Here is a 25,826-nt window from a genome sequence, read left to right as displayed (position 1 = left end):
TTCCTTTCCTTGTGGGTGAATTGAGGTGAAAAATGTGTGGTTTATGGTTACAACAATTGGGAACCGAGGCTTAATATCACCGGCACCAATCCCAGGACTATGAAGGCTGGGAGGAAGCACACTGCCAGCGGCAGCGCGATGAATACCCCGGCGCGCTCTGCCCGTGCGGTCGCATGAGCTGTGGCTTCCGCCCGCAAGGTTTCGACTAGGCGATGACAGCCCGCGGCAATCGCCGCACCCGATTCCCCGGAAAGCTCCAATAATCCAGCGAGATCTTCGAGTTGCGGCTGTGCGCGCAGCACGTCCATGGCAGCGGCCAGCGGAGCGCCCACGCCCAGCAGCGTCGCCGCTTCCTTCCAGGCAGCGCACGCGCTTGTCGACGCCACGCCTGCCAAGGCCTCACGTACCGACAGCCCTGCCTCCACGCAGGCGGCGAAGAGCTCTAGGTCGGCGGCCACATCGAGCGGTGCCGGCTGTGTTCCGGGGCCATCCCGCGGAGTCTTGGGCCGTACGAGCCGACGAAGCGGCGCGCTCGTGGGAATGCACAGTGCAAGAGCCAGGCAAAGATAAGTCAGCATGCCGTCGCGCTCCTTAAGATGTAGCGCGACCACGCAAACCCGCCGCAGGCCAGGCCAACCCCGATGACGAGAAGAAGGCCTCCAAGTCCGCCTCCTAAAAGCAGCCCCAGCGAATCCGCGCCCATCGCGCCTCCCATGGCGATGCCGGCCAGCGGCAGACATGCCAGGATAAGCGCGGTGGCCTGCGGACCTTGTAGAGAAGACTCCGTGGATTGCGCATGCCGGCGGGCCGCATCCAACTGAGATTGGGCTTGCTCCACCAGCCCCGCCAGCGCCACGCCGTGCAAAGAAGAGAGCCGAATGACGTGGCCTAGCCGCACCACCGCCGGCTCCGTGGCCGCAACGAGCGGACCGTGGATGGCCCCACCGTGGGCGGCCATGCCTGCCGCAGTGCGCAGCGGCACGAGCACGGTGGCGGGGCAATCCGCAGGTAGCGCTTCCACGCCTCGCTTTAGGGCACCAGCCGTCGTAGCACCGGCCCGCAGATCCGCAGAGACCGTGCCCAGGAACGTGGCGAGTTCTTTGCGGGCGCGCCGGGACCTCCGCGCGGAGTTGATATCCCGCAGGTACCACACCGCGCAGGCAATGACGCAGAGCACTGCGAGGGCGACGCTTAAGCGGCCAAAGGCATAAAAGCACAGCCCACCACAAAAGACGATTGGCCCAATCAAAAGCGTCGGGACACGCGTGCGCCCTTCCGCTTGATGCAAGCGCCGCGCGGCGGATGGTTGCGCTAAAAGCGCAGCTAAAGCCAGAAATATAAAAGTCATTGCGCCACCCCTAAGCGCTCAGCAAACTCGCTAAAGCCTTCTCCCGGCCCGGTGTCGGCGCTCCAGATAAGCTGCGGCCGTACTGGATTGCCTTCCAGCACCCCAATGTGTGCCAGGCGCCTTCCCTCATGCCCTCTTTCCATCGCCAGGACCACATGCACTGCGGCGGCCAGTTGGGAGTGCAACGCCGCCCTGTCCAGCCCACCCAGTGCGGCGAGTGCCTCCATGCGAGCTGGCACCTCCCACACGGAGTTGGCATGCAACGTTCCTGCTCCACCATCGTGGCCAGTGTTTAATGCGGCGAGCAGGTCCACGACCTCCGCACCACGAATCTCACCGACCACGATGCGGTCGGGGCGCATACGCAAAGACTGCTGCAGCAACTTAGCCATCGTTATTTCACCGCGGCCTTCTGCATTAGCGCGCCGGGATACTAAAGTCACCACATGCGGATGCAGCGGCGCCAACTCCGCGGTGTCTTCGATGACGAGGATGCGCTCGTTCTTAGGCACCGTGCCCAGCAGCGCCGACAATAAAGTGGTCTTTCCCGCACCGGTGCCGCCAATGACGAGGAAGGAAGCATGTTTTTCCACGATGGCCCGCAGCAGCGGCTCCACCTCTTTCGCGATACTCCCACTAGCAACAAGCTGCTCCAGGCTCGTCTGTGCTTGGCGTAGCACGCGCAAGCTGATGCACGTCCCGCCAGCCGAAGGCGGTGCCAACAAAGCATGCAGGCGCAGCGCAATGCCATCCCCACGGGCAAGCCGGCCATCGGCAAAAGGCTGCGCATCATCGAGGCGCACGCCGGCTACTGCGGCCAGGCGCGTGGCCAGCTGGCGGACTTCGGCATCATCGACAAAGGAAACTGGCGTGGGTTCTAGCCCATTGCCTCGGTCGATAAAGCAACTGCGCGGGCCGTTAACCACGACGTCGCTAAGCCCGGGCTGCGCCAGGATCGGCTCGAGGACTCCCAGGCCCAGGGAATCATGCCGCAGGCGACGCAGCAGATCCAGCACGTCTGCATCGCTGATAACGCCTGCCTCCTGGCGAATCCGGCGCGCGAGCGCCGTAGTGTCAGCCACCAACTCAGGCGACGCGGCCACAATCGTGCGCAACCTATCCAAGAGATTTATCTCGCTCATCCCTGCACCGCCGCTCATGCCAGGACCTCGCCGACAACGTTTTCGGCTGCCACCCGCAGCCCGCGTGGCAGCCGCCGTAGACCACCCGTATCGGAGGCTTTGGTAAGACCCCGGAGCGTGGGAATTTCGGCAATCGGATCGCGGTGAACAATTTTGGCGATGTCTTCCTTCGAAAGGCCTGACCACTGCCTGTAGCGCACCACTACACTGCATTTTTGTTGTTTGGCTTCCAGCTCCGCCACGAGCTTGGCGCATGCGGCAGTCGGGCGCACCTCAGCAGCCGTTAGGATTACGACATGCTCGCAGGCCTGTGGGATTTCAAGGGGCGAGCAATCGAAAACTGCCCCGGCTGGGTGCATCGCGGCAGCCTGAAAAATAGCCTCCCGGCGCGCCGGCTTAATACTCGGCTGGCCTGCATAGCCGCTCCGCGCAGCAGCCAAAATTCCCAGTTCGCCTACTCGCGGCAGCGCGCGATGTAGATCCACTGCGTTTACGCTTCCGCTACCTGCCGCAAGATCCGGCCAACGCGCTCCCGGCTCCTCCTCGATTCCTGCCAGTAGGTCAAGCCCACCGGAGTAAGAGGTGGCGTCGATAAGCAGTCCGGCCCCTGCCACGCTCGCCACGGCATAAGCAAAAGTCGAAGTTCCTACTCCCCCTGCCGCGCCAACTATGGCCAACGCGAAGTTATTGCCGCTTGTCTGCTGCGGCCGGACTCGATCTGCCAAAGCGCTCAAAAGCTGCTTCGATTCCGCCGGAATGATAAAGGCCTCGGCGCTGCGGCACTTCATGGCGGCCTCATAATCAATGGGTCCTGGATCTGCTGCTACGAAAAGCACTGGTGCCCTACTGTGGCTGGCGACTAACTCCGCGGTGAGCTTATCCGCAACGATGACCGTGGCTTTCGGCAGGTACCGCGCGAAGTCACGCGGGTCCTCAACCGCAGTAACCTGCGCGCTCGTCGCCGCTGCCGCGGCAATTACTTCCACTCGCAGCGCGGAATCTCCCACTGCGATAGCGATGCTGGCGTCGTATGAACTCATGCCTCCAGCATTGGTGAAGCGATATCCCCAGCACTAGAGGAAATTTTGCGGCTGTGGATAACTCGCCGGTTTTAAAGCACCTATCGCGACTCAAGGTGACGTATCAGCTAAAAACTGTGGAAATAGTGCGGTTAGTACTTGCCTGAACGCGTGGTTTCTAGGGCATCCCGCCTGCAAATAGATGATGACCCGCGCCTCGGGGGGGTGTGCGCGGGTCATCGGTAACCCGGCATCGGGGGGGTGAGCCGGGGCAGGCCGCACTGTATATCGGGGCCTTGCAAGGCTCATTATGACATGTAAGAGACAGGTTGACAACAGCAGCAATCCAGCTTGTTTCCTGCATTTGTTAGCTTGCACTGATCCTCTTGCCGCAGCCACACAACACCTTTAACATTGGCCACAACATGAATGATGCATCCAGCCACCACCGCAGCGGCGAGGCCCCCGTAAACCCGGCCGCCGATTGCGCACGCGTGGCTGCATTCTTCGATCTAGACAAGACCATCATCGCCACCTCATCTGCTTTCGCCTTTGGCAAAGAGTTCATGCACAACGGGCTCATTACCCCAGCGGAGGCGCTGCAGATGTCGATTGCAAAAGCAAGCTACATGTTCGCGGGGCACTCCAGCCAGCAGATGGACGCCACTCGCGATCAACTAGCCGCAATGATCGCCGGTTGGTCCGTCGCGGAGGTACACAGCATCGCCAAAGCGACCATGCACAACGTGGTCACGCCCGCCATCTACGCAGAGGCCCGGGAACTCATCGATTTCCACCAAGCAGCCGGCCACGAGGTAATCATCATCTCAGCTTCGGCTGCCACGCTCGTGCGCCCCATCGCTGAAGAGCTAGGCATCGAGCGCGTAGTCGCTACTGAGCTAGAAGAGGTGGACGGCAAGTTCACCGGAAAGATTCTGCGCTACTGCAAGGGCGCAGCAAAGGCTCAAGCCATTGCGGACTTCGCTGCGGAATTAGATATCGACCTGGATCGCTCTTTTGCCTATTCTGATTCCGCCACCGATATCCCGATGCTGGCTCTGGTTGGCCACCCAGTGGCGGTCAACCCCGATCGCCACATGAAAAAGCATGCTCTGGAACATGACTGGGATATTCGCACCTTCAAGGATCCAGTTCCGCTTTTTACGATGCCCGGCGCGAAAGAAGTAGGCATAGGTTCCGCCGTCGTCGCTGGCATCGCAGCGGTTGTGGCCGCAGGGCTCTGGCTCAACCAGCACCCGGATTTTCTGCGTGCTCCAAAGTCCAGTGCCTAGTGCCAGCTTCTAGGCCGAGCGCGCAATTCCATCTGCTTCCACGCCGCCGGCAGCCCAGGCAGCAAGCAGAAACTCCAATGTGGGCCCGGGATTTGCCGAATATTCTCCTATGGCCTGCCAATACTGCGCGCTATGGCGGTTGTAATAGGTCTCCGGTACGGCGAAGCCACGCGGATCGAATCCGCTATGGATGGCCGCCAGGCGTGCGGCAACCATTCCAATCAAGTTACTGCGTGGGCCAAATACCTCATAAGCCGCAATTTCCGCATGCACCACGACGGGCAGCAATCGGTCGAAGGCAACGCCGCTTCCTCCACTTACAAGACGAGAAAGGGCTTGTACGCGTGCTGCTTGTGCGCTGTTTGGCATTCCCGTGCCGCCGGCCGCAACATCGAGACGCGCAAGCACCTGCAACGGGGCACGGGCAAAGGTACGCACCGTGGTTGCCTGAACCTCCGGGGCCAAGAGACTATAGGCACTAATGGAATTGGCCAACGGCCCTTCCATTGCGTCTTCAGCAGTTAGATCGGGGGATAGATCGGGCGCAACATTGGGCGAAATTTTGAGCCCATCTACAAAGACCGCAGCACGTGCACCCCGCATCGCCGATTCCGCAGAAATGACATCAAATTTCCGTAATCCAGCCGGACGGCGGTGCGCGCGAGAAATTTTCTCGACCGCACGCGCGGCTGAATTTTCCACACCAGGTAAAGCAAAGAGCGGGGCCAACGGGTCTTTTTCTGCCATATCCTCTAGGATAGACCTGTGCGGCCACTGCGATTCCTCACACACGCAGCTGTCAGGTTTCATTACTATGGCCAATAACTATGGCCGATACAGATTTAGACAAACGCTAGGAGTATTTAACCGTGAGCAACGACGGACTATTCACTGACGGTGCGAACCAGTTCGCCCCAAAGGTCAACGCTATCCCGCTTAGCGACGCCGATAGCTCGAAGCGCGGCGAGGCTTCCGTTGGCCAACTGGTCTCCAACGCTACCGAGCAGATGTCTCAGCTTGTCCGCTCCGAGGTCGAGCTCGCCAAGACCGAGCTGGCTCAGTCCGCTAAGAAGGGCGGCATCGGCGCTGGCATGTTCGGCGTTGCCGGAACCGTTGCGCTTTACAGCTCTTTCTTCTTTTTCTTCTTCCTCGCCGAGCTGCTTGACAAGTGGCTCGACCGTTGGGCCGCATTCCTGATCGTCTTCCTCATCATGCTAGTGATCGCAGCCGTCGTTGGCTTCATCGGCTTTAAGAACATCAAGAAGGTCAAGGCACCTGAGAAGACCATTGAGTCCACCAAGGAACTAAAGAAGCTGGTTCCAGGCAAGGCTTCCAAGTCCGTCGAGCGCGGTTTGTACACCTAAAGCTTCTACCTTGAGACTTTTCTTCGCTTAGTCCGCCCGAGCTTGCTTTTGCTCGGGCGGGTTTAGCATTTAATAGGCGAGTTTGTTTTTCTCCTCCTCCCCCGTCTCTCCCACCCCTTCTTGCTGCAAGCTGCCTTATCTGGTGAAAGGAACCACATCTCATGGCCCAGACTCCAGCACCCTTGTCGCCCTCGGTGGTAGAGCTAGACGGACCATTCAAACACGAGTACGTCCATACCCGCGGCATCCGTCTTCACGTTGCAACCGCAGGTTCTCCAAGTGATCCGCTCGTACTTTTTCTGCACGGCTCTTTCGGCGGCTGGTTTGATTTCAAAGACGCCATCGCCCCTTTGGCCACACAAGGCTTTCACGTTGCTTCCCTCGACATGCGCGGCTTTGGCCTTTCCGATAAACCGCCAGTCGAGGCAGGCCAGGATATACGCGCAGTGGTTGGCGATGTCACCGGCGTAATCCAAGCCTTGGGCCACGATGCAGCCTTCTTGGTTGGCGCAGATGCCGGTGGCGCAATTGCCTGGGCGGTAGCTAGCGAGCGCCCAGAACGCACGCTTGGCTTAGTTTCCATCTCTTCTTCCCACCCGGTCGATCTGCGCCGCGCGATGGCGGCACGTCCCTGGGACTTCGGCTGGCTCCTTTTGCGCGCCGCCCTTTGCCGCTTGGGCGGACCACTCAGCCGCCGCAACCCTCTCCTTTATTCCTCAAGCTATGAAAAAGAGCTGGCCCTCAACACCGACTCGAGCTTTTCGCACGACGCACGCAACCAGATTGCGCAGCTGCGCATTACCGCCTCACAAATCGGCAATGTGCGCCGCGGCATCTTGTGGAACCACCGCATGCGCACTGCTGTTCCGCCATTAAGCTGGATCGACTCCGCGGTGGAAGCACCCGTTCTTTATCTTCATCCCGCTCAGCAACTGTGGCGCCCGCTTATTCGCCGCGCGAAAAACCGCACCCTTGGCACCTTCCAAGAAATAACCATTCCGCAGACTAAGAATCTGCCGCACATCGAGGCCCCAGGCGTTTTCGTCGAAACCCTTCAGCAATGGCTTGCCCCCTTAAGGGAACAAAATACGAAATAAGTAACAATTAATGCTTTCCGAGCGCTACCCCACAAAGGGGTGGCGTTTTCTTTATGTATTCACGCAAAAGGCCAGTTCAGGTAATACTATCTGCCGACTTATAGTTTTCATCACACGCTTATAATTTTCAAACCCTTGAATGTGTGCGCAGCCACAGTGTAACTTCAGTTCCAACCTTTTTCAAGGTTCATCAATGTTCACTCAAGGCTCGACCTAATTCGGAGGTCTCTCCCCGTTATGACGATCAAAAAGACGTTCGCTGTAGTTTCTGCAGCCTCCCTAACTCTGGCCCTCGCGGCATGCGGTAGCGATAACGGCTCCGCGAACGGTTCCGGCGGCAACTACATCACCGCATGGGGCAGCGAACCCCAGAACCCGCTGATCCCGGCAAACACCAACGAAACCGGCGGCGGCCGCATCGTTGACAGCATCTACTCGGGCCTCGTGTACTACGACGCAGATGGCAAGGCGCAGAACGAGATCGCAGAATCCATCGAGCCGAACAAGGACAACACCAAGTTCACCATCAAGCTCAAGAAGACCAACTTCTCTGATGGTTCCCCGGTTACCGCAAAGAACTTCGTTGACGCGTGGAACTACGCAGTGGCAAACGATCAGCTCAACGCTTCCTTCTTCAGCAACATCAAGGGCTTCAAGGAGGGCGTAAAGGAGCTCGAGGGCCTGAAGGTAGAAGACGATTACACCTTCACCGTCGAGCTCAACAACCCTGAGCAAGACTTCCCAGCACAGCTGGGCTACTCCGCGTTCTACCCGCTCCACGAGTCCGCCTTCGATGACCTGGAGACCTTTGGCCAGAACCCGATCGGCAATGGCCCGTACAAGCTCGCCGAGTGGAACCACAACCAGGACGCTACCGTCGTTCCGAACGAGGAATACAAGGGTGGCCAGAAGGTTGCTAACGACGGCGTTAAGTTCGTCTTCTACACTTCTAACGACGCCGCCTACGCCGATCTGCTCTCGGGCAACCTGGATCTTCTCGACGCCGTCCCAGATGCCGCCTTCGACGTCTACGAGTCCGACCTGGGTGACCGCGCATCCAACCAGCCATATGCAGGCTTCCAGTCCTTCACCATCGGTGAGAACCTCGAGCACTTCTCCGGCGAAGAGGGCAAGCTACGCCGCCAGGCAATCTCCTACGCAATCAACCGTGACGAGATCACCGAGACCATCTTCAAGGGCACCCGCACCCCAGCCAAGGACTTCACTTCCCCTGTTCTGCCGGGCTACTCCGAGGACATCGAGGGCAATGAGGTCTTGAAGTATGACCCAGAAAAGGCCAAGGAGCTGTGGGCCAAGGCCGACAAGATGAACAAGTGGTCCTCGCCTTCCTTCGAGATCGCCTACAACTCTGACGGCGGCCACAAGAGCTGGGTTGACGCAGTCTCCAACTCCATCAAGAACACCTTAGGCATCGAGGCCGTTGGCGCGCCTTACCCGGACTTCAAGTCCCTGCGTGATGAAGTCACCAACCGCACCATCAAGACCGGCTTCCGCACCGGCTGGCAGGCAGACTACCCATCCATGGGCAACTTCTTGGCACCGCTGTACCAGACCGGTGGTTCTTCTAACGACGGCGACTACTCCAACGAGGAATTCGACAAGCTCCTGGTAGAGGCAGCAAAGTCCAGCTCCCAGGAAGAGGCTAATGCCAAGTATAAGGAGGCTCAGGCAATCCTGTTCGAGGACCTGCCGGCCATCCCACTGTGGTACCCGAACGCCACCGGCGGCTTCTCCAAGGCCGTAAGCAACACTAAGTTCAGCTGGAAGGGCGTACCGGTCTACTACGAAATCACCAAGGAGTAACCCGCCTTCCGCTCATGGCACCTTGCTCCGCCTCAGCGTGTTCGAGGCGGAGCATTGCCACGCCCGTCCTCCCTCTCGGTTTAGACATCCCACAGTTTCTGTTACGGACTAGGCCCGTTATTGACAAGGCCCCCGCGCACTACCCCCTTCAATTATTCGATAACGCCTGCATATTACACATTGAGCTAGGTCACAAACTACGATTTCCTATAGCCAGACAGGCGACAGATTTTAATAAACGCGTAAGCAGCCTCTGCCACAGCGCAAATACGCACGGACCCGCCAGGTTCCACGCGGCGTCGGCAAGCGAATGCACACAACTAGTAAAGGACGACACTATGTTGCGCTATATCGGGCGACGAGTGCTCCAGATGATCCCGGTGTTCTTCGGAGCCACCCTGCTCATCTACGCACTGGTTTTCTTGATGCCCGGTGACCCGGTCGAAGCCCTCGGCGGCGACCGCGGCCTCACCGAGGCAGCTCGCGCCAGGATCGAGGCGGAATACAACCTCGACAAGCCATTCATTGTCCAGTACCTGCTCTACATCAAGGGCATCTTCATGCTGGACTTCGGCACGACCTTCTCCGGCATCCCGGTCACTCAGGTCATGGCTAATGCCTTCCCCGTCACGGTGAAGCTGACTCTCATGGCCATCGTCTTCGAGACGGTCTTCGGCATTCTCTTCGGCGTCATCGCCGGCATGCGCCGCGGCGGTTTCTTTGACTCCACCGTCTTGGTCGTGTCCCTCTTGGTTATCGCCGTTCCTTCCTTCGTCATTGGCTTCGTCTTCCAGTACCTCATCGGCATTAAATGGCAGCTGCTGCCCGTAACCGTCGGCGCTAAGGCTTCCTTCGAGGCCCTGCTCATGCCAGCCATCGTCCTGGGTGCGCTGTCCCTGGCATACGTCATCCGCCTGACACGTCAGTCTGTGGCCGAGAACCTGCGCGCTGACTACGTGCGCACCGCGCGTGCAAAAGGTCTTTCCAGCGGTGCTGTCACCCGCCGCCACGTGCTGCGCAACTCGCTTATCCCCGTTGCCACCTTCATCGGCGCCGACATCGGCGCGCTGATGACCGGCGCCATCGTCACCGAAGGCATCTTCGGCATCAACGGCGTCGGCGGCACCATGTACCAAGCCATCCTGCGCGGCGAGCCGACCACAATCGTCTCCTTCACCACCGTGCTGGTGATCATCTACATCATCGCCAACCTGCTGGTTGACCTCCTCTACGCAGTACTCGACCCGAGGATCCGCTATGCCTAAACTCGACAAGACCACCCAGTACCCAGGCCAGGAGCACTTCATCTCCGACGTCGACGAGACCGGCCTCGGCGCCGTCGACGCTGTCAAGGATGAATCCGCTCCTTCCTCCCAGTGGGGCGAAGCATGGCGTTACCTGCGCCGCCGCCCATTGTTCTGGGTCGCCGCCGTGATGATCACCTTGGCGATTCTCCTCGCGCTCTTCCCCGGTCTTTTCACCAATACTGACCCGCGTATGTGCGAGCTCTCCAAGTCGCTCGACCCAGCAGAGGCAGGCCACCCATTCGGCTTTAACCGCCAGGGCTGCGATATCTACGCCCGCGTTATCTACGGCGCACGCGCATCCGTGATCGTCGGTGTTTTGACCACCCTCCTCGTGGTCATCATCGGTGCCCTAGTGGGCGCCATAGCCGGCTTCTTCGGCGGTTGGATTGACGCTGTTCTCTCCCGCATCACCGATATCTTCTTCGCCATTCCGCTGGTGCTGGCGGCCATCGTTGTCATGCAGATGTTCAAAGAGCACCGCACCATCATCACGGTGGTTCTCGTACTTGGCTTGTTCGGCTGGGTATCCATCGCCCGCATCACCCGCGGTGCCGTTGTATCCATCAAGAACGAGGAATTCGTCCAATCCGCGCGTTCCATCGGTGCTTCCAACGCCCGCATCCTGTTTAGCCACGTCCTGCCGAACGCTGCGGCTCCGATCATCTCTTATGCCACCGTCGCGCTGGGCACCTACATCGTTGCCGAGGCCACGCTGTCCTTCCTCGGCATCGGCCTGCCCTCCACGTTCGTCTCGTGGGGCGGTGACATCTCTGATGCACAGGCCTCCCTGCGCATGAACCCAGCCGTTTTGTTCTACCCGGCAGGCGCTCTGGGCCTGACCGTTCTGAGCTTCATCATGATGGGCGACGTCGTCCGCGACGCCCTCGACCCGAAGGCAAGGAATCGCTAATGAATAAGCCACTTCTTGAAATGAAGGACGTCCACATCTCCTTCGAGTCCTCCACCGGCACCGTCGAGGCAGTACGTGGCGTCAACATGACCATTTACCCAGGCCAGTCCGTGGCAATCGTGGGCGAGTCCGGTTCCGGTAAGTCCACCACCGCGATGTCCATCCTGGGCCTTCTGCCGGGCACCGGCAAGGTGACGAAGGGACAAATCCTCTTCGAGGGTGAGGACATCACCCACTACAACGACAAGCAGTTCGAGGCCCTTCGCGGAAATAAGATCGGCTTGGTTCCGCAGGATCCAATGTCCAACTTGAACCCAGTCTGGCGTATCGGCACCCAGGTCGAAGAGTCGCTGAAGGCCAACAACGTGCTGGAGGGCTCCGAGCGCGAACAGCGCGTCGTGGAGATCCTGGAGGAAGCAGGGCTTCCCGACGCCGCGCGTCGCGCCAAGCAGTACCCACACGAGTTTTCTGGCGGCATGCGCCAGCGCGCGCTCATCGGCATCGGCCTGGCTGCGCGCCCAAAGCTGCTGATTGCCGACGAGCCCACCTCGGCGCTGGACGTGACCGTGCAGAAGACCATCCTGGATCACCTGGGTCACCTCGCTGAAGAGCTGGGCAACGCCGTGCTATTTATTACCCACGACCTGGGCTTGGCGGCAGAACGCGCCGAGCACCTCATCGTGATGCACCGCGGCCGCATCGTGGAGTCTGGCCCTTCGCGCGAGATTCTGCGCGCTCCAGAGCACCCATATACCCAGCGTCTGGTTACCGCAGCGCCTTCCTTGGCTTCCTCGCGCATCCGCGCTGCCCAAGAGACAGGCGTGGAAAGCACAGAGCTCAAGGCCGCGACTTCGCACAGCGCCAACATCGAAGATGAAGCCGTCATCTCCGTGCGCAACCTGAACAAGGAATTCGATATCCGTGGTCAGCGCGGCGAGAAGAAACTGCTCAAGGCAGTCGACGACGTCTCTTTTGATATCCGTCGCGGCACTACCATGGCACTCGTGGGCGAGTCTGGTTCGGGCAAGTCCACCGTGGCAAACATGGTGCTGGGCCTGCTCTCCCCGACCTCCGGCACCATTGAGTTCGAGGGCAAGGACACCTCGAAGCTGTCCAAGAAGGAGCTTTTCCAACTGCGCCGCAAGATGCAGGTGGTCTTCCAGAACCCATATGGTTCCTTGGATCCGATGTATTCCATCTACAAGTGCATTGAGGAACCACTCGCGCTGCACAAGGTGGGTAACCGCAAAGAGCGCGAGGCCCGCGTTGCAGAGTTGCTCGACATGGTGGCAATGCCGCGTTCTGCGATGCGCCGCTACCCGAACGAGCTTTCCGGTGGTCAGCGTCAGCGTATCGCCATCGCTCGTGCCTTGGCCCTGCACCCAGAGGTCATTGTTCTCGACGAGGCGGTCTCCGCACTCGACGTGCTGGTCCAAGACCAGATCATCAAGCTCTTGGCGCAGCTGCAGTCCGAGCTCAAGCTGTCCTACCTGTTCATCACCCACGACCTTGCTGTGGTGCGTCAGACTGCTGACGATGTCGTGGTTATGCGCAAAGGCAAGGTCATGGAGGCTGGCACCTCCGGGGCCATCTTCAACAACCCGCAAGAGGAATACACCCGCAACCTCATCAACTCGGTTCCGGGTATGCACTTGGAGATTGGCACGGGCAGCAACTTGGGGCTGACCAAAAGCTAGCTAGCAACGCAGCTGCCGGTGTCTGCCGGGCGCCGCAGCTGCGTTATATCGCCGATGTGGCTTTTTACCTCGTCGGCGGTAAGGGCGTAGCCGGTCTCCGCATCATCCACGGAAGCGCCGAAGACCACGCCCAACACCTGGCCCATGTCATTGACTATCGGGCCACCTGAATTTCCCTGGCGAATGGTGCCGCGCACCGTATAAGCGTCACGCTCGACGCGGCCCTTGGAATAGATATCCGGCCCAGCAATGGTGATGCGCTCGCGCACTCGCGCCATGCCGGCGTCGAACGGCCCGGAGTGCGGGAAGCCCATGACCATTACGTCATCGCCGGTATCTGCCGGCTGTTCAGCCCACTCAAGAGGAGCAATTCCCAGGTTCTTGCTGTGCAGCACAGCAATATCGACGTCCGGGTTGTAATAAACCACCTGCGCTTCGCGCAGCCCTAACACGGTATCGAGGTGCACCTTCTCGGTGCCGGCCACCACGTGGGCGTTAGTGATCACGAAATCATCGGCCGCAACAAAACCGGAACCCATCAGGCGGCGGGAGCAAACCTCTGCGTCGCCAAGCACGTGAATAATTGATGGACGCAGCTGCTCTACCAGTGCAGGATCGTTCACGTCCTGTGGCGGCGCGGCCACCTCGACGGCTGAGCCGGAAGTCTGCCACGGCGAGACCAGCGGCGGCAGGCCGGATTCATTCAGCATCGCCGCGACGCCATTCGGCAGCGCAGCCAGCTGCGTAGGCGCCACCCCATTAAGCGCCGTCAGAATGCGTGATTCGCGCAAGGCCTTGCCTGGGGTACCGCCCACATTGGACGCCAAGGGCAGCGAAACCAACCAAATCACAAAGATCGCAGCCACTGCCTGGAAGCCGGCACCGATGAAAGAATCCACGCGCTGCTTTTGCCGGGTCCGCATCCTATCGCGCAAGCGCGCGCCGATGCTTGCGCCGATGAGCTGGCCGACGCCCACGAGCAGAATAAGCACGCCGATGGCCAGCAGGAAGCGCAAAGCCGCTTGGTCCGTAAGCTGCATGGCAACGGGGGCCAGCACCGTGCCCAACACAACGCCCGCCACGATGCCCACGAAGGAAAGCACGGCAGAGATAGCTCCTTGGCGCCAGCCCGCCGCCAAGGCGAGCAATACGGCGACCATAATCAGGAGGTCTAGGGCGAGGGTCAGGGTCACGGGAGGAAAAATCTTTCTTTATCTATTGTCTAAGAAGAGCCGTAAGTTGCCTGCGGAAGCTAAAACATCTTCTCATTATTCCGCGAGCGGCTTAGTGCGCCGTGCAGATCATGCACGGAATTGTTATCCCATGTACGCTCCCACCCAGCGTGCTCCAATATTGTTGCCAGAATTCCGGCAGTAAAACCCCACACGAGGTAGTCATTCGCATAAAAGGCCGGGCCATGCCACGGACCGAAGCCCACCAGCAAACGATTCTTCGGCTCCGCGAGCTCACGCAATGGATACCAAAACACGTCATCGGTCTCTTCCGGGCTGGCAGCCCAGACCTCGCCCGGGGAGTGCCAGTAGGCCAAGACCGGGCTTACAGGGTTACCCGTTGCACGAATATGCAACTGTTCCCACACTTCCAGGGCAGTCACACTCGCGCGCTCCAGCCCGGTTTCTTCCCAGGCCTCGCGTAGTGCAACGTCGACAAGCGTGGCGTCTTCTGGGTCCCGCCGTCCGCCCGGGAAAGCAATTTGGCCTGAATGAGAGCGCATGGTGGGCGAACGGTGTGTGAGCAGCACTTCCCCATCCTTAAAACTAGAGCCTTTGAACAGGACCAAGACGGCAGACTCACGCCGCACCGGTGGTGTGGTTTGGGTAAAGCGATCCGCATCCCGGTTGCCGATTCGCTCCTGCACCGCCCGCGCATCCACGCCTAAGGCAGGACGCAGCCACCCCGGCGCTCTTTCTGGAAAAACCGTGCGTTCCCGCGTGCTCATCGCAGGGCCTCCTCCACAGCCTTTTCCAGCTCTTCCGCCGACTCAAAAGGCTTGACGTACTGCTTTTTCACCTCGCCCTTATAGGCCACGACGGTGACCGGGATGACGCCGGGAAGCCCCAGGGTGCCAGCGAAGGAATTATCGGAGTCCTGGTAGCTTGCAAGATTCACGCCGAGGTCTTCCAAAAAGGCCGCGCCATTTGCTGCATTCTTATCCGCATGCACGCCCACGACGGACCATTCGGGATGCTCATCCGCAATCTGGCGCACATACGGCAGCTCAGCACGACAAGGCTCGCACCACCAGGCCCAGACGTTGATGACCTGTACATCCTTTGCCTTCCCCTTGGCCTGCGCGCCCAAGCACTCAAGTTCTACTCCGGCGACCGGCCCTTCCGGACACGCTGGGCGCTTGGCGACGTCCGCGTTCGCGCCAACACCCGCAGTAGCGCTCTGGTCCGCGCCTTGGGCCGCATTCTGGGAACTGTTTGAGGCACTGTTTGCGGAATCCTGGCCTGTGCCCAAAAGGCTGCGTGCTCCGACAAAGGCCACCAAGGCAACAAGCACTGCTGCGATGAGCGAACCGATGACATAAACGTTGGGCCTGTTCATGCGCAATACCTTACTGCCCCTACCGGACATCAGGAGGTGCGGCGCCCGTAGGACACAAATGACGCACTACACAGGCACCGCATTGCGGGGAACGCGCATGGCAAACACGGCGGCCATGGAAGATGATGCGATGCGAAAACATCGTCCATTCTTCCTCATGCAGCAGCTGGGCTATGTCCTTTTCAATCTGCAGCGGCGTCTTGGATTCGCTCAAAGCCATGCGCTGCATGAGCCTTCCGAAGTGGGTATCTACAGTAATCCCCGGCAGCCCAAAGGCATTGCCGCGTACCACCAGCGCAGTCTTGCGGCCCACGCCGGGCAAAGAGGTCAGCTCCTTAATCCCGGTAGGGACTTGCCCATCGAAATCGGCCATGATTTTCTCGCCGATGCCCAGCAAGTGCCCCGCCTTCGCGCGCTGAAAGCCCAGCGGGCGCAAAATAGCCTCTAGGTCGGCCCTTCGGGCCGCGGCATAATGCGCGGCAGAGGGATACTCTTCAAAAAGCTCCGGGGTAACCTGGTTGACCCTGGCATCGGTGCATTGTGCCGAGAGCACCGTGGCCACGAGCAGCTCTAGGGGATTGCGAAAATCTAGTTCGCATTCGGCGTCGGGGTACTCCGTTGCTAGCAGCTCATTGATGCGCGATGCACGGCTCGCGGGCGATGACTCAGACATCTTTCCTACCTTAGTAGAATGGCGGGCATGGTCTCACTGGTTATCATCGTGCCCGTCGCCCTCGCGCTGTTTGCAATCCTCATGGAAAAGCTTGAGGCGAAGGTCTTAGGAAACTAAGAAATTTCTTCGCATACGCCCCTGACCTCCTCTAAGCTGTGACAATTTTTCACGAGGTTAGATAAAGTGACAAATTACACTGTAGGATGAGATGAGTTACATAGGGGCGCGCGCCTGTATCGCTAGAACACATCTAGGTTTTCGTTACACACGCGTCAAATGCTTGGAAGATTTCTGGGCATTTCAACACCACTACCCCCCATTGACTTCAAGGAGTAAATCGTGGAAGGCGTACAGGACATTCTTTCTCGCGCTGGTATTTTCCAGGGCGTTGATCCCGTCGCGGTACAGAACCTCATTGAGCAGATGGAAACCGTCCGATTCCCGCGCGGAACCACCATTTTTGATGAAGGCGAGCCCGGTGACCGTCTCTACATCATCACCTCGGGCAAGATTAAGCTGGCCCGCCACGCTCCGGATGGCCGCGAGAACCTGCTGACCGTCATGGGCCCTTCCGATATGTTCGGCGAGCTCTCCATCTTCGATCCAGGCCCACGCACCTCCTCCGCAGTCTGCGTCACCGAGGTGCAGGCAGCCACCATGAACTCCGAGATGCTCAAGCAGTGGGTCGCTGATCACCCTGCCATCGCCCAGCAGTTGCTGCGCGTTCTGGCTCGCCGCCTGCGCCGCACTAACGCGAACCTCGCGGACCTCATCTTCACCGACGTTCCGGGCCGCGTTGCTAAGACCCTGCTGCAGCTGGCTAACCGCTTCGGCGTGCAGGAAGGTGGCGCACTGCGCGTCAACCACGACCTCACCCAGGAAGAGATCGCCCAGCTGGTCGGCGCTTCCCGCGAGACCGTCAACAAGGCTCTAGCCACCTTCGCGCACCGCGGTTGGATTCGCCTCGAAGGCAAGTCCGTCCTCATTGTGGATACCGAGCACCTAGCAAAGCGCGCTCGCTAAAAGCCTTAAAACTAAAAATAATCTCCCAGCTTCCTTCTTCAGGAGGCCGGGAGATTATTTTTAGTTTTAGCGGTTTTGTTCAGGCAGTTTATTTGCCCCGCCTACTTGCGCGCAGCTAAGTACTTCAAAGTAGTACGAGTGGACTGCTCAGCTGCATGCCGCAGAACTGGGTCAACGTCGTCATACATCTCATCGACCAAAGTCTTGAGATCAATGTCCTCGCCCAAGCGGCCGTGGATTTCCTTGATCTGCTCAAGACGGTGGTAGCGACGCTCAATGTACTTGCGCGCAACCTGGGAAACATCGTCCAAATCTGGGCCGTGGCCAGGCAGCAGCGGGATGTCCTTGCCGCGCTCTTCCAGCATGTCCAAGGTCTTCAAGTATTCGCCCAGGTCACCGTCGGTCTCAGACAGCAAGACGGTGTGGCGGCCGGCAATGGTGTCACCGGTCATGATTCCCTCGAGCTGAGAATCCTTGGCAACTCCAGACCACACAAAGAAAGAGGTGGAATCCGCAGTGTGCCCTGGGGTGTGGACCACCTCTAGCTGCGGGGTGATTCCATCGACGGTGATAATTTCGCCGTCGACAAGCGCCTCTGCTCCGTTGCAGTAGTTCGGGTCGAAAGCGCGGATCGGCGCACCGGTAAGCTGGCGAAGACGCTGCGCACCCGATGCGTGATCATCGTGACGGTGGGTAACCAAAATCAGCGCCACCTCGCCAGCGTTAGCGCTGACGACGTTGAGGTGACCTTCATCTTCTGGGCCCGGATCAACAACGATGGCCCTAGAATCTTCGTTAGCGCGAATGATCCACGTGTTGGTTCCCTCAAGTGCCGTGTAGCTTGGGTTGTCACAAAGAACAACGCCCACGGATTGAGTCACGGGACGCAATTGGCTGTATGCAGGATGCTCCATGATTACTAAGCCTATCCGATCACTTAGAAATTTCTACGATAACTTCAACCTCGACGGGCGAGTTTTTCGGCAAAACGGCCACGCCCACAGCCGAGCGAGCGTGAGTGCCAGCCTCTCCGAATAGCTCACCGATGAAGTCAGAAGCACCGTTGATAACAGCAGCCTGTTCCACAAAGTCAGGTGCCGAAGCCACGAAACCTACAACCTTGACCACGCGCGAGACGTTGTCTAAGCCAACAACGGAATCGATAGCTGCGAGAGCATTCAGCGCTGCCACCCGGGCGTATTCTTGCGCATCTTCGACAGATACCTCTGCGCCGACCTTGCCGGTGGCAGGCAGATTGCCGTCAATTACGGGCAACTGACCGGAGGTCCACACCTGATCTCCTACGCGAACTGCAGGCACGTAGGAAGCAAGCGGCTTTGCCACCTCAGGCAGTGAATATCCAAGATCAGCAAGGCGCGTGAGATGGCTCATTACTGCTCCACCTCACGCTTGAAGTAAGCCACGACATTTTCCGGATTCATGCCGGGAGTGATGGTAACCAGCTCCCAACCATCTTCACCCCAGGAATCGAGGATCTGCTTGGTCGCGTGAGTCAGTACTGGCGCGGTAGCGTATTCCCATTTAGTCATAGACCATATCCTACCGGCCTAAGGGCAAAAATGGCGCGTTAACTAACCCTGCGATTTGGTTAAATACCGATGAGTTCGCCGCCCTCAGCTAGGTAGTGTGCCCAGCTGGTGATGTGCGGGTTCTTGCGCAGCAGCGCACGGCGCTGGCGCTCAGTCAGGCCACCCCATACGCCAAATTCCACGCGGTTATCGAGGGCATCGGCACGGCATTCATTGAGCACCGGGCAGTGGCGGCAAATTACGGCAGCCTTACGCTGCTCGGCTCCACGGACAAACAATGCGTCTGGGTCACCGTTACGGCACTTTGCTTGAGTTACCCATTCACCGCGCTCGGTCGCACTTGCAGACTTAGACGCTCCCGTTACCTTCAGGCTTACGGTCATGACTGGGTAGCTCCTTCCTCTATTACCTATTCCGCGGCTTTGGGAATAATTTTTATGAAACCCCATACAAGCAGCGCAGCCGCTTGTAAGATGTTTCATATTGCGGAATATTATGTAACAACGGTAAGTGTATTCACACGCGTAAGCACTTGTCTAACACGTCACACTTTAGGGGGGAGTTCATTCTTCCCCGCTCACAGTTTCACCACGTAGGGTGTTTCTCGTGACTGTCATCAAATCCCTGGGAAAAATTGCCCTCTCCACGGTTCTCGTGGGGGCGCTCATCGCCGTAGTAATTGCCCCCTTTGCGGGGCTTTCCGGTGTGGCAATTGCCCGTACCAACGACACCATGCAGTCAGATCTGCAAGATCTCACTGCTGGCGACGCCCCGGGCGTATCCACGATTTTGGACGCCAAAGGCAACAACCTGGCCTATATATATGAGCAGCGTCGTCACCCTGTTAGCGCCGAGAAGATTTCCAAGCCGATGAAGCAGGCAATCGTCGCCATCGAGGACCGCCGGTTCTACGAGCACGAGGGCGTTGACTTCCAAGGCAATTTCCGTGCCCTTTGGAGCAACTTGGCTTCCGGCGGCGTCTCCCAGGGCGCTTCAACTTTGAACCAGCAATATGTAAAGAACTACCTGCTGCTGGTCAATGCCAAAACGGAAGAAGAACGCGCTGCCGCCATCGAGCAATCGGTACCGCGCAAGCTGCGTGAGATGCGCATGGCAACGGACCTCGATAAGAAGCTAGAGAAGGATGAAATCCTCAGCAATTATCTGAACCTCGTCCCCTTCGGCAATCACGCCTACGGTGTCGAGGCCGCTGCGCGCACCTATTTTGGCGCCCATGCTTCTGAACTCACCGTGCCACAGGCAGCGATGCTGGCCGGCATGGTCCAATCCTCTGAGTACCTCAACCCCTTTACCAATAAGGACGAGGTGCTCTCGCGCCGCAATCTCGTGCTGCAGTCCATGGCAGATAGCGGTTCCATCACCCAGGCAGAGGCCGATAAGTACGCCCAGCAAGATCTCGGCGTACTCGATAAGCCTTCCCTGCTTCCTAACGGTTGCATCAGCGCCAAGGATCGTGGCTTCTTCTGCGATTACGTCATCGAATACCTAGAAGAAAAGGGCATCTCCCGCGAGCAGCTTGCCCGCGGCGGCTACACCATTCGAACCACCCTGAACCCGGACGTACAAGACCAAGCGCTCAATGCGGTGCGCTCTCAGACAGACCCCAATACACCCGGCGTCGCCGAGGTAATGAACGTGGTCGAGCCCAGCAAGTCCAACCGCCCAGTGCTCGCCATGGTCTCCTCCCGCACCTATGGTCTGGACCTCGACAAGAACGAAACCATGCTCCCGCAGCCGCACTCCCTAGTGGGCAACGGCGCCGGCTCGGTCTTCAAGGTCTTTACCGCCGCTGCCGCTCTGGAGTCTGGTTATGGCATCAAAAATCAACTCGATGTCCCAACCCGCTACGAAGCAGAGGGCTTGGGCTCCGGCGGTGCCGCGGGCTGCCCACCTAACCGCTATTGCGTGGAAAACGCCGGCAACTACGCCGCGACCATGACGATGCAGGATGCCTTGGCGTTCTCGCCGAATACGACCTTCATCAAGCTCATCGAGCAGGTCGGCGTGGAGCACGTAGTAGATATGTCGGTAAAACTAGGCCTGCGCTCCTATGGCGAAAAGGGCAGCTACGACAAGGACACCTCGATCGCCCAACACATCAAGGAATCCAACCTGGGTTCTTACACGCTTGGCCCGACTGCCGTAGATCCGCTGGAGCTGGCTAACGTCGGCGCCACCTTGGCCTCGGAGGGCATGTGGTGTGAGCCTAACCCGATCAGCAAGATCACGGACAAGGACGGCAACGAGGTCTACCTCAAGGTTCCGAATTGCGAGCGCGCCGTCAACAAGGACATCGCCAATACGCTGACCAACAACATGACGGCCGATACCGAAAAGGGCACTGCCTCTGCCTCCGCACAGATGATGGGCTTTAACGGCAAGGCTGCGGCAAAGACTGGTACTACAGAGTCCAATCAGTCCTCCGCATTCCTGGGCTTTAACTCCGCTATATCTGCCGCTCCTTATATCTACAACGACGGTACCAACACCTCCTCACTGTGTACCAGCCCGGTGCGCCAGTGTGGTTACGGCGATCTCTTCGGCGGCCTTGAGCCCGCGCGTTCCTTCTACTCAATGGCCTCTAGCATTCCGGCCGCAGCACAGGGCACGGTTCCGAATTACAACAAGGCTTATGACGAGGGCAAGGTCAATTCGCTCTTCGACAGCCTCCGCGGCAAGTCCGAAAGCGAGGCTCGCTCCAAGCTAGAGGCCGAGGGCTATGAGGTAAAGATCTCGCAAGTACAGGGCAACGGCGTGCCTTATGGCCGCGTGGTCCGCGCGATTACTGGGCCAAGGGGCCTCAAGAAGGGTGCGGAGGTCACTTTGCAGCTTTCCGACGGCACTTCTGCCGCACCTCCACCTTCCTCCAACGGTAGCGGCCAAGGCGCCGAAGCAGCACGGACCGGCACCGGCGGTGCCAACTCGGCCCCTTCCGGCGATCAGCAACAGCAGCAACCCGCGCCGGAGCCGCTCATCCGTCAGGAAGACATCGACGCCGTCGCTAACGACATCCGCAGCTTCTTCGGCCTCTAGCTTCTAGAGAAGCTAGAAGGGCATAAAAAATACCGCTCTATGTATTTAAGGCACTCCGATCGCGGAGATTGAACGCCTTATTTGCATAGAGCGGTACGCGTTTTTAGGGCTTAAGACAGCTTTGCCTTTACAGCCGCGGAAAGGCGCTTGCCATCAGCGCGGCCAGCGGCCTTCGCGGTGGCAACCTTCATCACATTACCCATCTGCTTGATGGTTACGGTCTCACCGGTTTCTGCTTCTACCTCAGCGATGGCCTCGCCGACGAGGGTGTCCAGCTCGGCGTCGTCAAGCTGCTCTGGCTGGTAGGCCTCGAAGTAAGGGACGTCGGCAAGCTCGGCGTCGGCAAGCTCCTGGCGGCCATTTTCTGCGTATACCTCAGCGGACTCGCGGCGCTTCTTGATTTCGCGTGCGATGACCTTGAGTACGTCTTCATCGGTTAGTTCATGGCGTGCGCCATTGGTTTCTTCTGCCTGAATTGCAGCGAGCAGGGCGCGGATAGCGCTGGTGCGTTCCTTCTCGCGGGCCTTCATTGCGGTCTTCAGATCTCCACGAATGGTTTCTTTAAGCTGGCTCATGTACTTCAATCTACGCCAGGTAGGCTTGATTAGGTGAAGATTCTCCCGATTATGGGCGGCATTGCCGCCGCTGGCCTTGGCACCCTGGCGTGGGGTTACACCGAACTGACCAAGTTTGAGCTGAAAGAGTACACGCTGCCGCTGCTGCCTGCGGGCACTTTGCGCGGTGAGGAAGAGTTCCGCATCCTCCATATCTCGGATCTGCACATGATTCCGGGGCAAGAAGCAAAAATTGAGTGGGTTGCGGCGCTGGATAAGCTGAATCCCGATTTGGTGGTCAACACCGGCGACAACCTGTCGGACCAGGGCGGCGTGCCCGATACGCTGCGCGCCCTCGGCCCGCTGCTGAACCGACCAGGCCTGTTCGTCTTCGGCACCAACGACTATTGGGCGCCGCGTCCGGTCAACCCATTCAAGTACCTGTTGGGCCGCAAGCGTGAGCCTTCCTACGTTGACCTGCCATGGAAGGGCATGCGTGCGGCATTCATTGAGCGTGGCTGGCACGACGCCAACCAGGCTCGCGTGGAATTCAAGGTGGGCGACGTCAAGCTCGCCGTCGCTGGCGTGGATGATCCGCACCACGACCTTGATGACTATTCAGAGATCGCCGGCGCCCCCAACCCGGATGCGGACCTGGCATTGGCACTGCTCCACGCCCCTGAGCCGCGCGTACTTGAGCAATTCGCTGCCGACGGCTACCAGCTTTCCCTATCCGGCCACACCCATGGCGGCCAGATCTGTCTGCCGGGCTCCCGCGCACTGGTCACTAACTGCGGAATCGACCGCGCTCGTGTCCAGGGTCTGCATGACTTCGGCCCGATGAAGATGCACGTTTCCAACGGCCTCGGCACCTCGAAGTTTGCCCCTGTGCGCATCTTCTGCCGACCTTCCGCGACGCTGCTGCGCATCACCGAAGCCAACTAGCGCCGCATCCTGGCCACAGGCTAGAGTCCCCGCTCATCTGGCGTTTTGTTGTTCACCCTCAGGCTGCGTTAAAGTATTCGGGTACCGCTTAAGACGGTTTCCGGGATATGGCGCAGCTTGGTAGCGCGCTTCGTTCGGGACGAAGAGGTCGCAGGTTCAAATCCTGTTATCCCGACCAATACAATCAGCACAAGCTGACAGAAATGGTCGCTGCTTCACACAGAGCAGCGACCTTTTTCTTTTTCCGCCGCCGCCCGCCGGTCGGCTTCCCCGCCATGAAGCGCGTAGCGAAAGCTGGCTACCAGCAAGATTGACTTAAACCAGCTCGCTTAATTCAGCGGTCAGCATTGCTTGGTCGATCGCAATTGCGGTGGCAGCTCCGGCTCCCATAGCTTGTGGGACTTGGTCTGGTGAACTGGTTACATTGCCTGCAGCCCACAGATTTTGTTGGGAAGTACGTCCGTTGGATTGCTGAACCCATCCGTCCTCGTCGTACTGACAGCCTGCTTCAATCAAAAGCTGGTGGTTCGGGTGGAAAGCCGGCCCCACAAAACAAGACTCAAACCGGATCTTTTCCCCATCCACGCTGAGGATAAGCCCCTCAGAGAAATCAGGATCGGCGGCAACCTGCTGCACAGGCTTGTTATTTACCTCGATGCCACGCGCGGCGAATTGCTTGAGGTCTGTTTCGCCAAGAGAAAGACCATTCGGGAAGAAAGTAATGTTCGGGCTCCACTTTCGCAGCAAGTGCACCATCCGCACAGTAAATCCCGGATTGAGGCCGCCGATAACCGCGATTCGACGATTACGCACTTCATATCCATGGCAATACGGGCAATGGAAAATTCGTTGGCCCCACAGCTCCTCTACACCGGGAACATCTGGCAATTCATCCGTAATACCCGTGCTGACCAAGACATGTTTGGCACGGATTTCATCACCTTCAACAGTAAAAGCTCGCCAGCCCAGTGCGCCGCCCTCGGCAGGCTCAAGCTTGGCAACAGTGCCTTTTATATAATTACCGCCGAAAGCACGAAACTCGCTTTGCCCCTTTTCCAAATACTCCAACGGGTTCACACCGTCGAGCCCCATAATTCCGTGCGCATGCGAGCTAAACCGATTGCGAGGTTTGCCGCTATCGACGACAGCAACGCTTCGCTGTGAAGTGCCCCAGGTTTTGTTCCGTTTGAGTAGATGGGAAAATCTGGAACATGCCAAGGAAATTTGACCAGGATGCGAAGGACCGCGTGGTCCGTCTCGTTGAGGACCGCATCTTGGCGGAAAATATGTCGATGCAAGCCGCGTGCCAGGCAGTAGCCCCAAAGCTGGGGGTTTCATGGCACACAGCTCGTCAATGGACCCAGCAGGCCCGCCGTTCGGGAAACACTCCAGAACCTGTGCCTGAAGATTTGGCCGCCGAAAACGCGAGACTACGCCGTGAGAATCAAGAGCTACGCGATACTAATGAGCTGCTGAAGGCTGCCTCAGCTTTTTTCGCGTCGGAACTCGACCCCAAACGTCGGAAATGATCCGATTCATCGATGAACACCGGAATCGTTTCTCTATCGAGTTCATTTGTAAGACGTTGAAGAATAACCGGGCTGGTGGGTTTATCACCTCGCGTGGTTATCGCCAGTCCAAGGCCCGTGGATTAAGTGCTCGTCGCCTTCGCGATGCTGTGCTGATTGAACGCATTAGGGCTGTTCATCAGGATAATTACGGTGTTTACGGGGTGCGGAAAATGTGGCATGCTCTTCGCCGTGAAGGAATTGATATCGGGCGTGAACAAACCACTCGGTTGATGCGCCTGGCCGGTATTTCTGGCAAAGGCAAAGGCAGATCACCTATCACAACCCGAAGAGCTAACGTGCCTGATCTGCGCCCGGACTTGGTCGAGCGTGAATTCAAAGCTCAGGGTCCAAATAAGCTGTGGGTGGCCGACATTACGTATGTGCGCACGAAGAAAGGCTTTGTGTACGCCGCGTTTGTCACCGACGTTTACTCCCGCCGGATCGTTGGGTGGGCGTTATCAGACTCAATGCGGACTGAAGCACTGCCGCTGCAAGCTCTCAACCAAGCGATCGTGTGTGCTGAGGAAACAACAGGTCTCATTCACCATTCGGATCACGGGTCCCAGTACGTCAGCGTGGTCTACAACGAGCGACTAGCCCAGCACGGTATTGCCGCTTCCACTGGGACGGTTGGCGACTCCTACGACAATGCTCTTGCTGAAAACGTAAACGGCTCCTACAAGAACGAGCTAATCCATACTCGCAGGTGGGATGATGTTGTCGAGGTAGAAATCGCGACGTTCGAGTGGGTGTCATGGTGGAACGAGACAAGGCTCCACCAAAGCTTGGGATACCGAACCCCGGTTGAGGTGGAAACCGATTTTTGGGAGCAGACCCCGCCACAGGAAATAATAACGATCAAGGCAAATGCCTAGGAACAAAACT

The 25,826-nt window shown here is 58.6% G+C and carries 26 protein-coding genes and 1 tRNA gene; 12 read left to right on the top strand and 15 right to left on the bottom strand.

Features of this window, described 5'->3' with window-relative positions; translation table 11 throughout:
• Positions 1-47: 47 nt before the first annotated feature.
• The 4 genes from QKB66_RS06240 to ssd are packed head-to-tail and all read right to left on the bottom strand — an operon-like array spanning position 48 to position 3,530.
• On the bottom strand, positions 48-578 hold the full coding sequence (locus tag QKB66_RS06240; RefSeq protein WP_070587219.1) for a type II secretion system F family protein: 531 nt from the start codon (positions 576-578) through the stop codon (positions 48-50).
• Positions 572-1,348, bottom strand: coding sequence for a type II secretion protein F (locus QKB66_RS06235; RefSeq protein ID WP_070587217.1), 777 nt, complete (start codon positions 1,346-1,348; stop codon positions 572-574). The genes QKB66_RS06240 and QKB66_RS06235 overlap by 7 nt, the downstream gene beginning before the upstream one ends.
• A complete protein-coding gene (locus QKB66_RS06230; protein WP_371440779.1) occupies positions 1,345-2,508 on the bottom strand; it encodes a TadA family conjugal transfer-associated ATPase in 1,164 nt (387 codons plus the stop codon). Before QKB66_RS06230 ends, QKB66_RS06235 begins: the two co-directional genes overlap by 4 nt.
• Positions 2,505-3,530 (bottom strand): septum site-determining protein Ssd, encoded by a 1,026-nt coding sequence (ssd, locus tag QKB66_RS06225; RefSeq protein ID WP_248093178.1) that lies wholly within the window; start codon positions 3,528-3,530, stop codon positions 2,505-2,507. The genes QKB66_RS06230 and ssd overlap by 4 nt, the downstream gene beginning before the upstream one ends.
• Positions 3,531-3,934: 404 nt before the next feature.
• On the opposite strand from ssd, the gene QKB66_RS06220 reads away from it, so the two are divergent.
• Positions 3,935-4,801 (top strand): HAD family hydrolase, encoded by an 867-nt coding sequence (locus tag QKB66_RS06220; protein WP_248093179.1) that lies wholly within the window; start codon positions 3,935-3,937, stop codon positions 4,799-4,801.
• Between the two features lie 9 nt (positions 4,802-4,810).
• Here the strand turns inward: QKB66_RS06220 and QKB66_RS06215 are convergent, their stop codons facing one another.
• Positions 4,811-5,548 carry an oxidoreductase gene (locus QKB66_RS06215; protein WP_248093182.1) on the bottom strand — a complete coding sequence of 246 codons (738 nt, stop codon included), beginning with the start codon at positions 5,546-5,548 and terminating at the stop codon, positions 4,811-4,813.
• A 122-nt stretch (positions 5,549-5,670) separates the two neighbouring features.
• On the opposite strand from QKB66_RS06215, the gene QKB66_RS06210 reads away from it, so the two are divergent.
• The 6 genes from QKB66_RS06210 to QKB66_RS06185 all read left to right on the top strand — a co-directional run bounded on the left by QKB66_RS06210 (position 5,671) and on the right by QKB66_RS06185 (position 13,000).
• Positions 5,671-6,165 (top strand): phage holin family protein, encoded by a 495-nt coding sequence (locus QKB66_RS06210; protein ID WP_070497029.1) that lies wholly within the window; start codon positions 5,671-5,673, stop codon positions 6,163-6,165.
• Positions 6,166-6,326: 161 nt separating this feature from the next.
• Positions 6,327-7,262 carry an alpha/beta fold hydrolase gene (locus QKB66_RS06205; protein WP_414252930.1) on the top strand — a complete coding sequence of 312 codons (936 nt, stop codon included), beginning with the start codon at positions 6,327-6,329 and terminating at the stop codon, positions 7,260-7,262.
• 237 nt (positions 7,263-7,499) lie between these two features.
• Positions 7,500-9,086 carry a peptide ABC transporter substrate-binding protein gene (locus tag QKB66_RS06200; protein ID WP_414252929.1) on the top strand — a complete coding sequence of 529 codons (1,587 nt, stop codon included), beginning with the start codon at positions 7,500-7,502 and terminating at the stop codon, positions 9,084-9,086.
• 338 nt (positions 9,087-9,424) lie between these two features.
• On the top strand, positions 9,425-10,351 hold the full coding sequence (locus QKB66_RS06195) for an ABC transporter permease (RefSeq protein WP_248093189.1): 927 nt from the start codon (positions 9,425-9,427) through the stop codon (positions 10,349-10,351).
• Positions 10,344-11,303, top strand: coding sequence for an ABC transporter permease (locus QKB66_RS06190; protein ID WP_061920197.1), 960 nt, complete (start codon positions 10,344-10,346; stop codon positions 11,301-11,303). Before QKB66_RS06195 ends, QKB66_RS06190 begins: the two co-directional genes overlap by 8 nt.
• Positions 11,303-13,000 (top strand): dipeptide ABC transporter ATP-binding protein, encoded by a 1,698-nt coding sequence (locus QKB66_RS06185; RefSeq protein WP_248093191.1) that lies wholly within the window; start codon positions 11,303-11,305, stop codon positions 12,998-13,000. Before QKB66_RS06190 ends, QKB66_RS06185 begins: the two co-directional genes overlap by 1 nt.
• On the opposite strand, the gene QKB66_RS06180 is transcribed toward QKB66_RS06185, so the two are convergent.
• The 4 genes from QKB66_RS06180 to nth are packed head-to-tail and all read right to left on the bottom strand — an operon-like array spanning position 12,997 to position 16,244.
• Positions 12,997-14,193, bottom strand: a complete 1,197-nt coding sequence (locus tag QKB66_RS06180; protein WP_248093203.1) for a MarP family serine protease — start codon at positions 14,191-14,193, stop codon at positions 12,997-12,999. The genes QKB66_RS06185 and QKB66_RS06180 overlap by 4 nt on opposite strands.
• Before the next feature lie 59 nt (positions 14,194-14,252).
• Positions 14,253-14,960 carry an NUDIX hydrolase gene (locus QKB66_RS06175; protein WP_248093206.1) on the bottom strand — a complete coding sequence of 236 codons (708 nt, stop codon included), beginning with the start codon at positions 14,958-14,960 and terminating at the stop codon, positions 14,253-14,255.
• Positions 14,957-15,571, bottom strand: coding sequence for a TlpA family protein disulfide reductase (locus QKB66_RS06170; protein ID WP_414252928.1), 615 nt, complete (start codon positions 15,569-15,571; stop codon positions 14,957-14,959). The genes QKB66_RS06175 and QKB66_RS06170 overlap by 4 nt, the downstream gene beginning before the upstream one ends.
• A gap of 19 nt (positions 15,572-15,590) precedes the next feature.
• On the bottom strand, positions 15,591-16,244 hold the full coding sequence (gene nth, locus QKB66_RS06165) for an endonuclease III (protein WP_248093210.1): 654 nt from the start codon (positions 16,242-16,244) through the stop codon (positions 15,591-15,593).
• A gap of 339 nt (positions 16,245-16,583) precedes the next feature.
• Here nth and glxR point away from each other — a divergent pair, with 339 nt between their 5' ends.
• Positions 16,584-17,267, top strand: a complete 684-nt coding sequence (gene glxR / locus QKB66_RS06160; RefSeq protein WP_061920186.1) for a CRP-like cAMP-activated global transcriptional regulator GlxR — start codon at positions 16,584-16,586, stop codon at positions 17,265-17,267.
• A gap of 101 nt (positions 17,268-17,368) precedes the next feature.
• Here the strand turns inward: glxR and QKB66_RS06155 are convergent, their stop codons facing one another.
• From QKB66_RS06155 to QKB66_RS06140, 4 genes are read right to left on the bottom strand one after another with little or no spacing between them, the layout of a single operon-like run.
• Positions 17,369-18,181: an MBL fold metallo-hydrolase gene (locus tag QKB66_RS06155; RefSeq protein WP_248093213.1), complete on the bottom strand. Its 813-nt coding sequence runs from the start codon at positions 18,179-18,181 to the stop codon at positions 17,369-17,371.
• Positions 18,182-18,200: 19 nt separating this feature from the next.
• Positions 18,201-18,659 (bottom strand): RidA family protein, encoded by a 459-nt coding sequence (locus QKB66_RS06150; protein ID WP_061920182.1) that lies wholly within the window; start codon positions 18,657-18,659, stop codon positions 18,201-18,203.
• Entirely contained in the window at positions 18,659-18,817 is a 159-nt protein-coding gene (locus QKB66_RS06145) for a DUF4177 domain-containing protein (protein ID WP_086892235.1), read from the bottom strand. Before QKB66_RS06145 ends, QKB66_RS06150 begins: the two co-directional genes overlap by 1 nt.
• Before the next feature lie 59 nt (positions 18,818-18,876).
• A complete protein-coding gene (locus QKB66_RS06140; protein ID WP_061920180.1) occupies positions 18,877-19,200 on the bottom strand; it encodes a WhiB family transcriptional regulator in 324 nt (107 codons plus the stop codon).
• A 223-nt stretch (positions 19,201-19,423) separates the two neighbouring features.
• Between QKB66_RS06140 and QKB66_RS06135 the strand changes: the two genes are divergently transcribed.
• Positions 19,424-21,871: a transglycosylase domain-containing protein gene (locus tag QKB66_RS06135; protein WP_414252927.1), complete on the top strand. Its 2,448-nt coding sequence runs from the start codon at positions 19,424-19,426 to the stop codon at positions 21,869-21,871.
• 110 nt (positions 21,872-21,981) lie between these two features.
• Here QKB66_RS06135 and QKB66_RS06130 read toward each other — a convergent pair whose 3' ends face one another.
• A complete protein-coding gene (locus QKB66_RS06130) occupies positions 21,982-22,446 on the bottom strand; it encodes a GatB/YqeY domain-containing protein (protein ID WP_061920175.1) in 465 nt (154 codons plus the stop codon).
• 51 nt (positions 22,447-22,497) lie between these two features.
• Here QKB66_RS06130 and QKB66_RS06125 point away from each other — a divergent pair, with 51 nt between their 5' ends.
• A complete protein-coding gene (locus QKB66_RS06125) occupies positions 22,498-23,370 on the top strand; it encodes a metallophosphoesterase (protein ID WP_371326192.1) in 873 nt (290 codons plus the stop codon).
• Between the two features lie 101 nt (positions 23,371-23,471).
• Positions 23,472-23,548, top strand: a tRNA-Pro gene (locus QKB66_RS06120).
• 137 nt (positions 23,549-23,685) lie between these two features.
• On the opposite strand, the gene QKB66_RS06115 is transcribed toward QKB66_RS06120, so the two are convergent.
• Positions 23,686-24,447, bottom strand: a complete 762-nt coding sequence (locus QKB66_RS06115) for an NAD(P)/FAD-dependent oxidoreductase (protein WP_414252926.1) — start codon at positions 24,445-24,447, stop codon at positions 23,686-23,688.
• A gap of 134 nt (positions 24,448-24,581) precedes the next feature.
• Between QKB66_RS06115 and QKB66_RS06110 the strand changes: the two genes are divergently transcribed.
• Positions 24,582-25,816 (top strand): IS3 family transposase gene (locus QKB66_RS06110; RefSeq protein WP_414252922.1). Its coding sequence is split into 2 segments (ribosomal slippage): positions 24,582-24,870 and positions 24,870-25,816, totalling 1,236 coding nucleotides; the frame shifts between segments, so codons are not numbered across the junction.
• The last annotated feature ends 10 nt before the right edge of the window (positions 25,817-25,826 follow it).

This window comes from Corynebacterium sp. c25Ua_89, assembly GCF_047459735.1.
Lineage (GTDB): Bacteria > Actinomycetota > Actinomycetes > Mycobacteriales > Mycobacteriaceae > Corynebacterium > Corynebacterium simulans.
The sequence above is the reverse complement of the archived record's forward strand: the minus strand, read 5'-3'. Positions and strand labels throughout refer to the sequence as shown.

Bases quoted from the DNA above. Each gene is read 5' to 3' on its own strand.
- QKB66_RS06240 (WP_070587219.1), bottom strand. From the start codon at position 578: ATGCTGACTTATCTTTGCCTGGCTCTTGCACTGTGCATTCCCACGAGC.
- QKB66_RS06235 (WP_070587217.1), bottom strand. From the start codon at position 1,348: ATGACTTTTATATTTCTGGCTTTAGCTGCGCTTTTAGCGCAACCATCC.
- QKB66_RS06230 (WP_371440779.1), bottom strand. From the start codon at position 2,508: ATGAGCGGCGGTGCAGGGATGAGCGAGATAAATCTCTTGGATAGGTTG.
- ssd (WP_248093178.1), bottom strand. From the start codon at position 3,530: ATGAGTTCATACGACGCCAGCATCGCTATCGCAGTGGGAGATTCCGCG.
- QKB66_RS06220 (WP_248093179.1), top strand. From the start codon at position 3,935: ATGAATGATGCATCCAGCCACCACCGCAGCGGCGAGGCCCCCGTAAAC.
- QKB66_RS06215 (WP_248093182.1), bottom strand. From the start codon at position 5,548: ATGGCAGAAAAAGACCCGTTGGCCCCGCTCTTTGCTTTACCTGGTGTG.
- QKB66_RS06205 (WP_414252930.1), top strand. From the start codon at position 6,327: ATGGCCCAGACTCCAGCACCCTTGTCGCCCTCGGTGGTAGAGCTAGAC.
- QKB66_RS06200 (WP_414252929.1), top strand. From the start codon at position 7,500: ATGACGATCAAAAAGACGTTCGCTGTAGTTTCTGCAGCCTCCCTAACT.
- QKB66_RS06195 (WP_248093189.1), top strand. From the start codon at position 9,425: ATGTTGCGCTATATCGGGCGACGAGTGCTCCAGATGATCCCGGTGTTC.
- QKB66_RS06190 (WP_061920197.1), top strand. From the start codon at position 10,344: ATGCCTAAACTCGACAAGACCACCCAGTACCCAGGCCAGGAGCACTTC.
- QKB66_RS06185 (WP_248093191.1), top strand. From the start codon at position 11,303: ATGAATAAGCCACTTCTTGAAATGAAGGACGTCCACATCTCCTTCGAG.
- QKB66_RS06175 (WP_248093206.1), bottom strand. From the start codon at position 14,960: ATGAGCACGCGGGAACGCACGGTTTTTCCAGAAAGAGCGCCGGGGTGG.
- QKB66_RS06170 (WP_414252928.1), bottom strand. From the start codon at position 15,571: ATGAACAGGCCCAACGTTTATGTCATCGGTTCGCTCATCGCAGCAGTG.
- nth (WP_248093210.1), bottom strand. From the start codon at position 16,244: ATGTCTGAGTCATCGCCCGCGAGCCGTGCATCGCGCATCAATGAGCTG.
- QKB66_RS06155 (WP_248093213.1), bottom strand. From the start codon at position 18,181: ATGGAGCATCCTGCATACAGCCAATTGCGTCCCGTGACTCAATCCGTG.
- QKB66_RS06150 (WP_061920182.1), bottom strand. From the start codon at position 18,659: ATGAGCCATCTCACGCGCCTTGCTGATCTTGGATATTCACTGCCTGAG.
- QKB66_RS06145 (WP_086892235.1), bottom strand. From the start codon at position 18,817: ATGACTAAATGGGAATACGCTACCGCGCCAGTACTGACTCACGCGACC.
- QKB66_RS06140 (WP_061920180.1), bottom strand. From the start codon at position 19,200: ATGACCGTAAGCCTGAAGGTAACGGGAGCGTCTAAGTCTGCAAGTGCG.
- QKB66_RS06130 (WP_061920175.1), bottom strand. From the start codon at position 22,446: ATGAGCCAGCTTAAAGAAACCATTCGTGGAGATCTGAAGACCGCAATG.
- QKB66_RS06125 (WP_371326192.1), top strand. From the start codon at position 22,498: ATGGGCGGCATTGCCGCCGCTGGCCTTGGCACCCTGGCGTGGGGTTAC.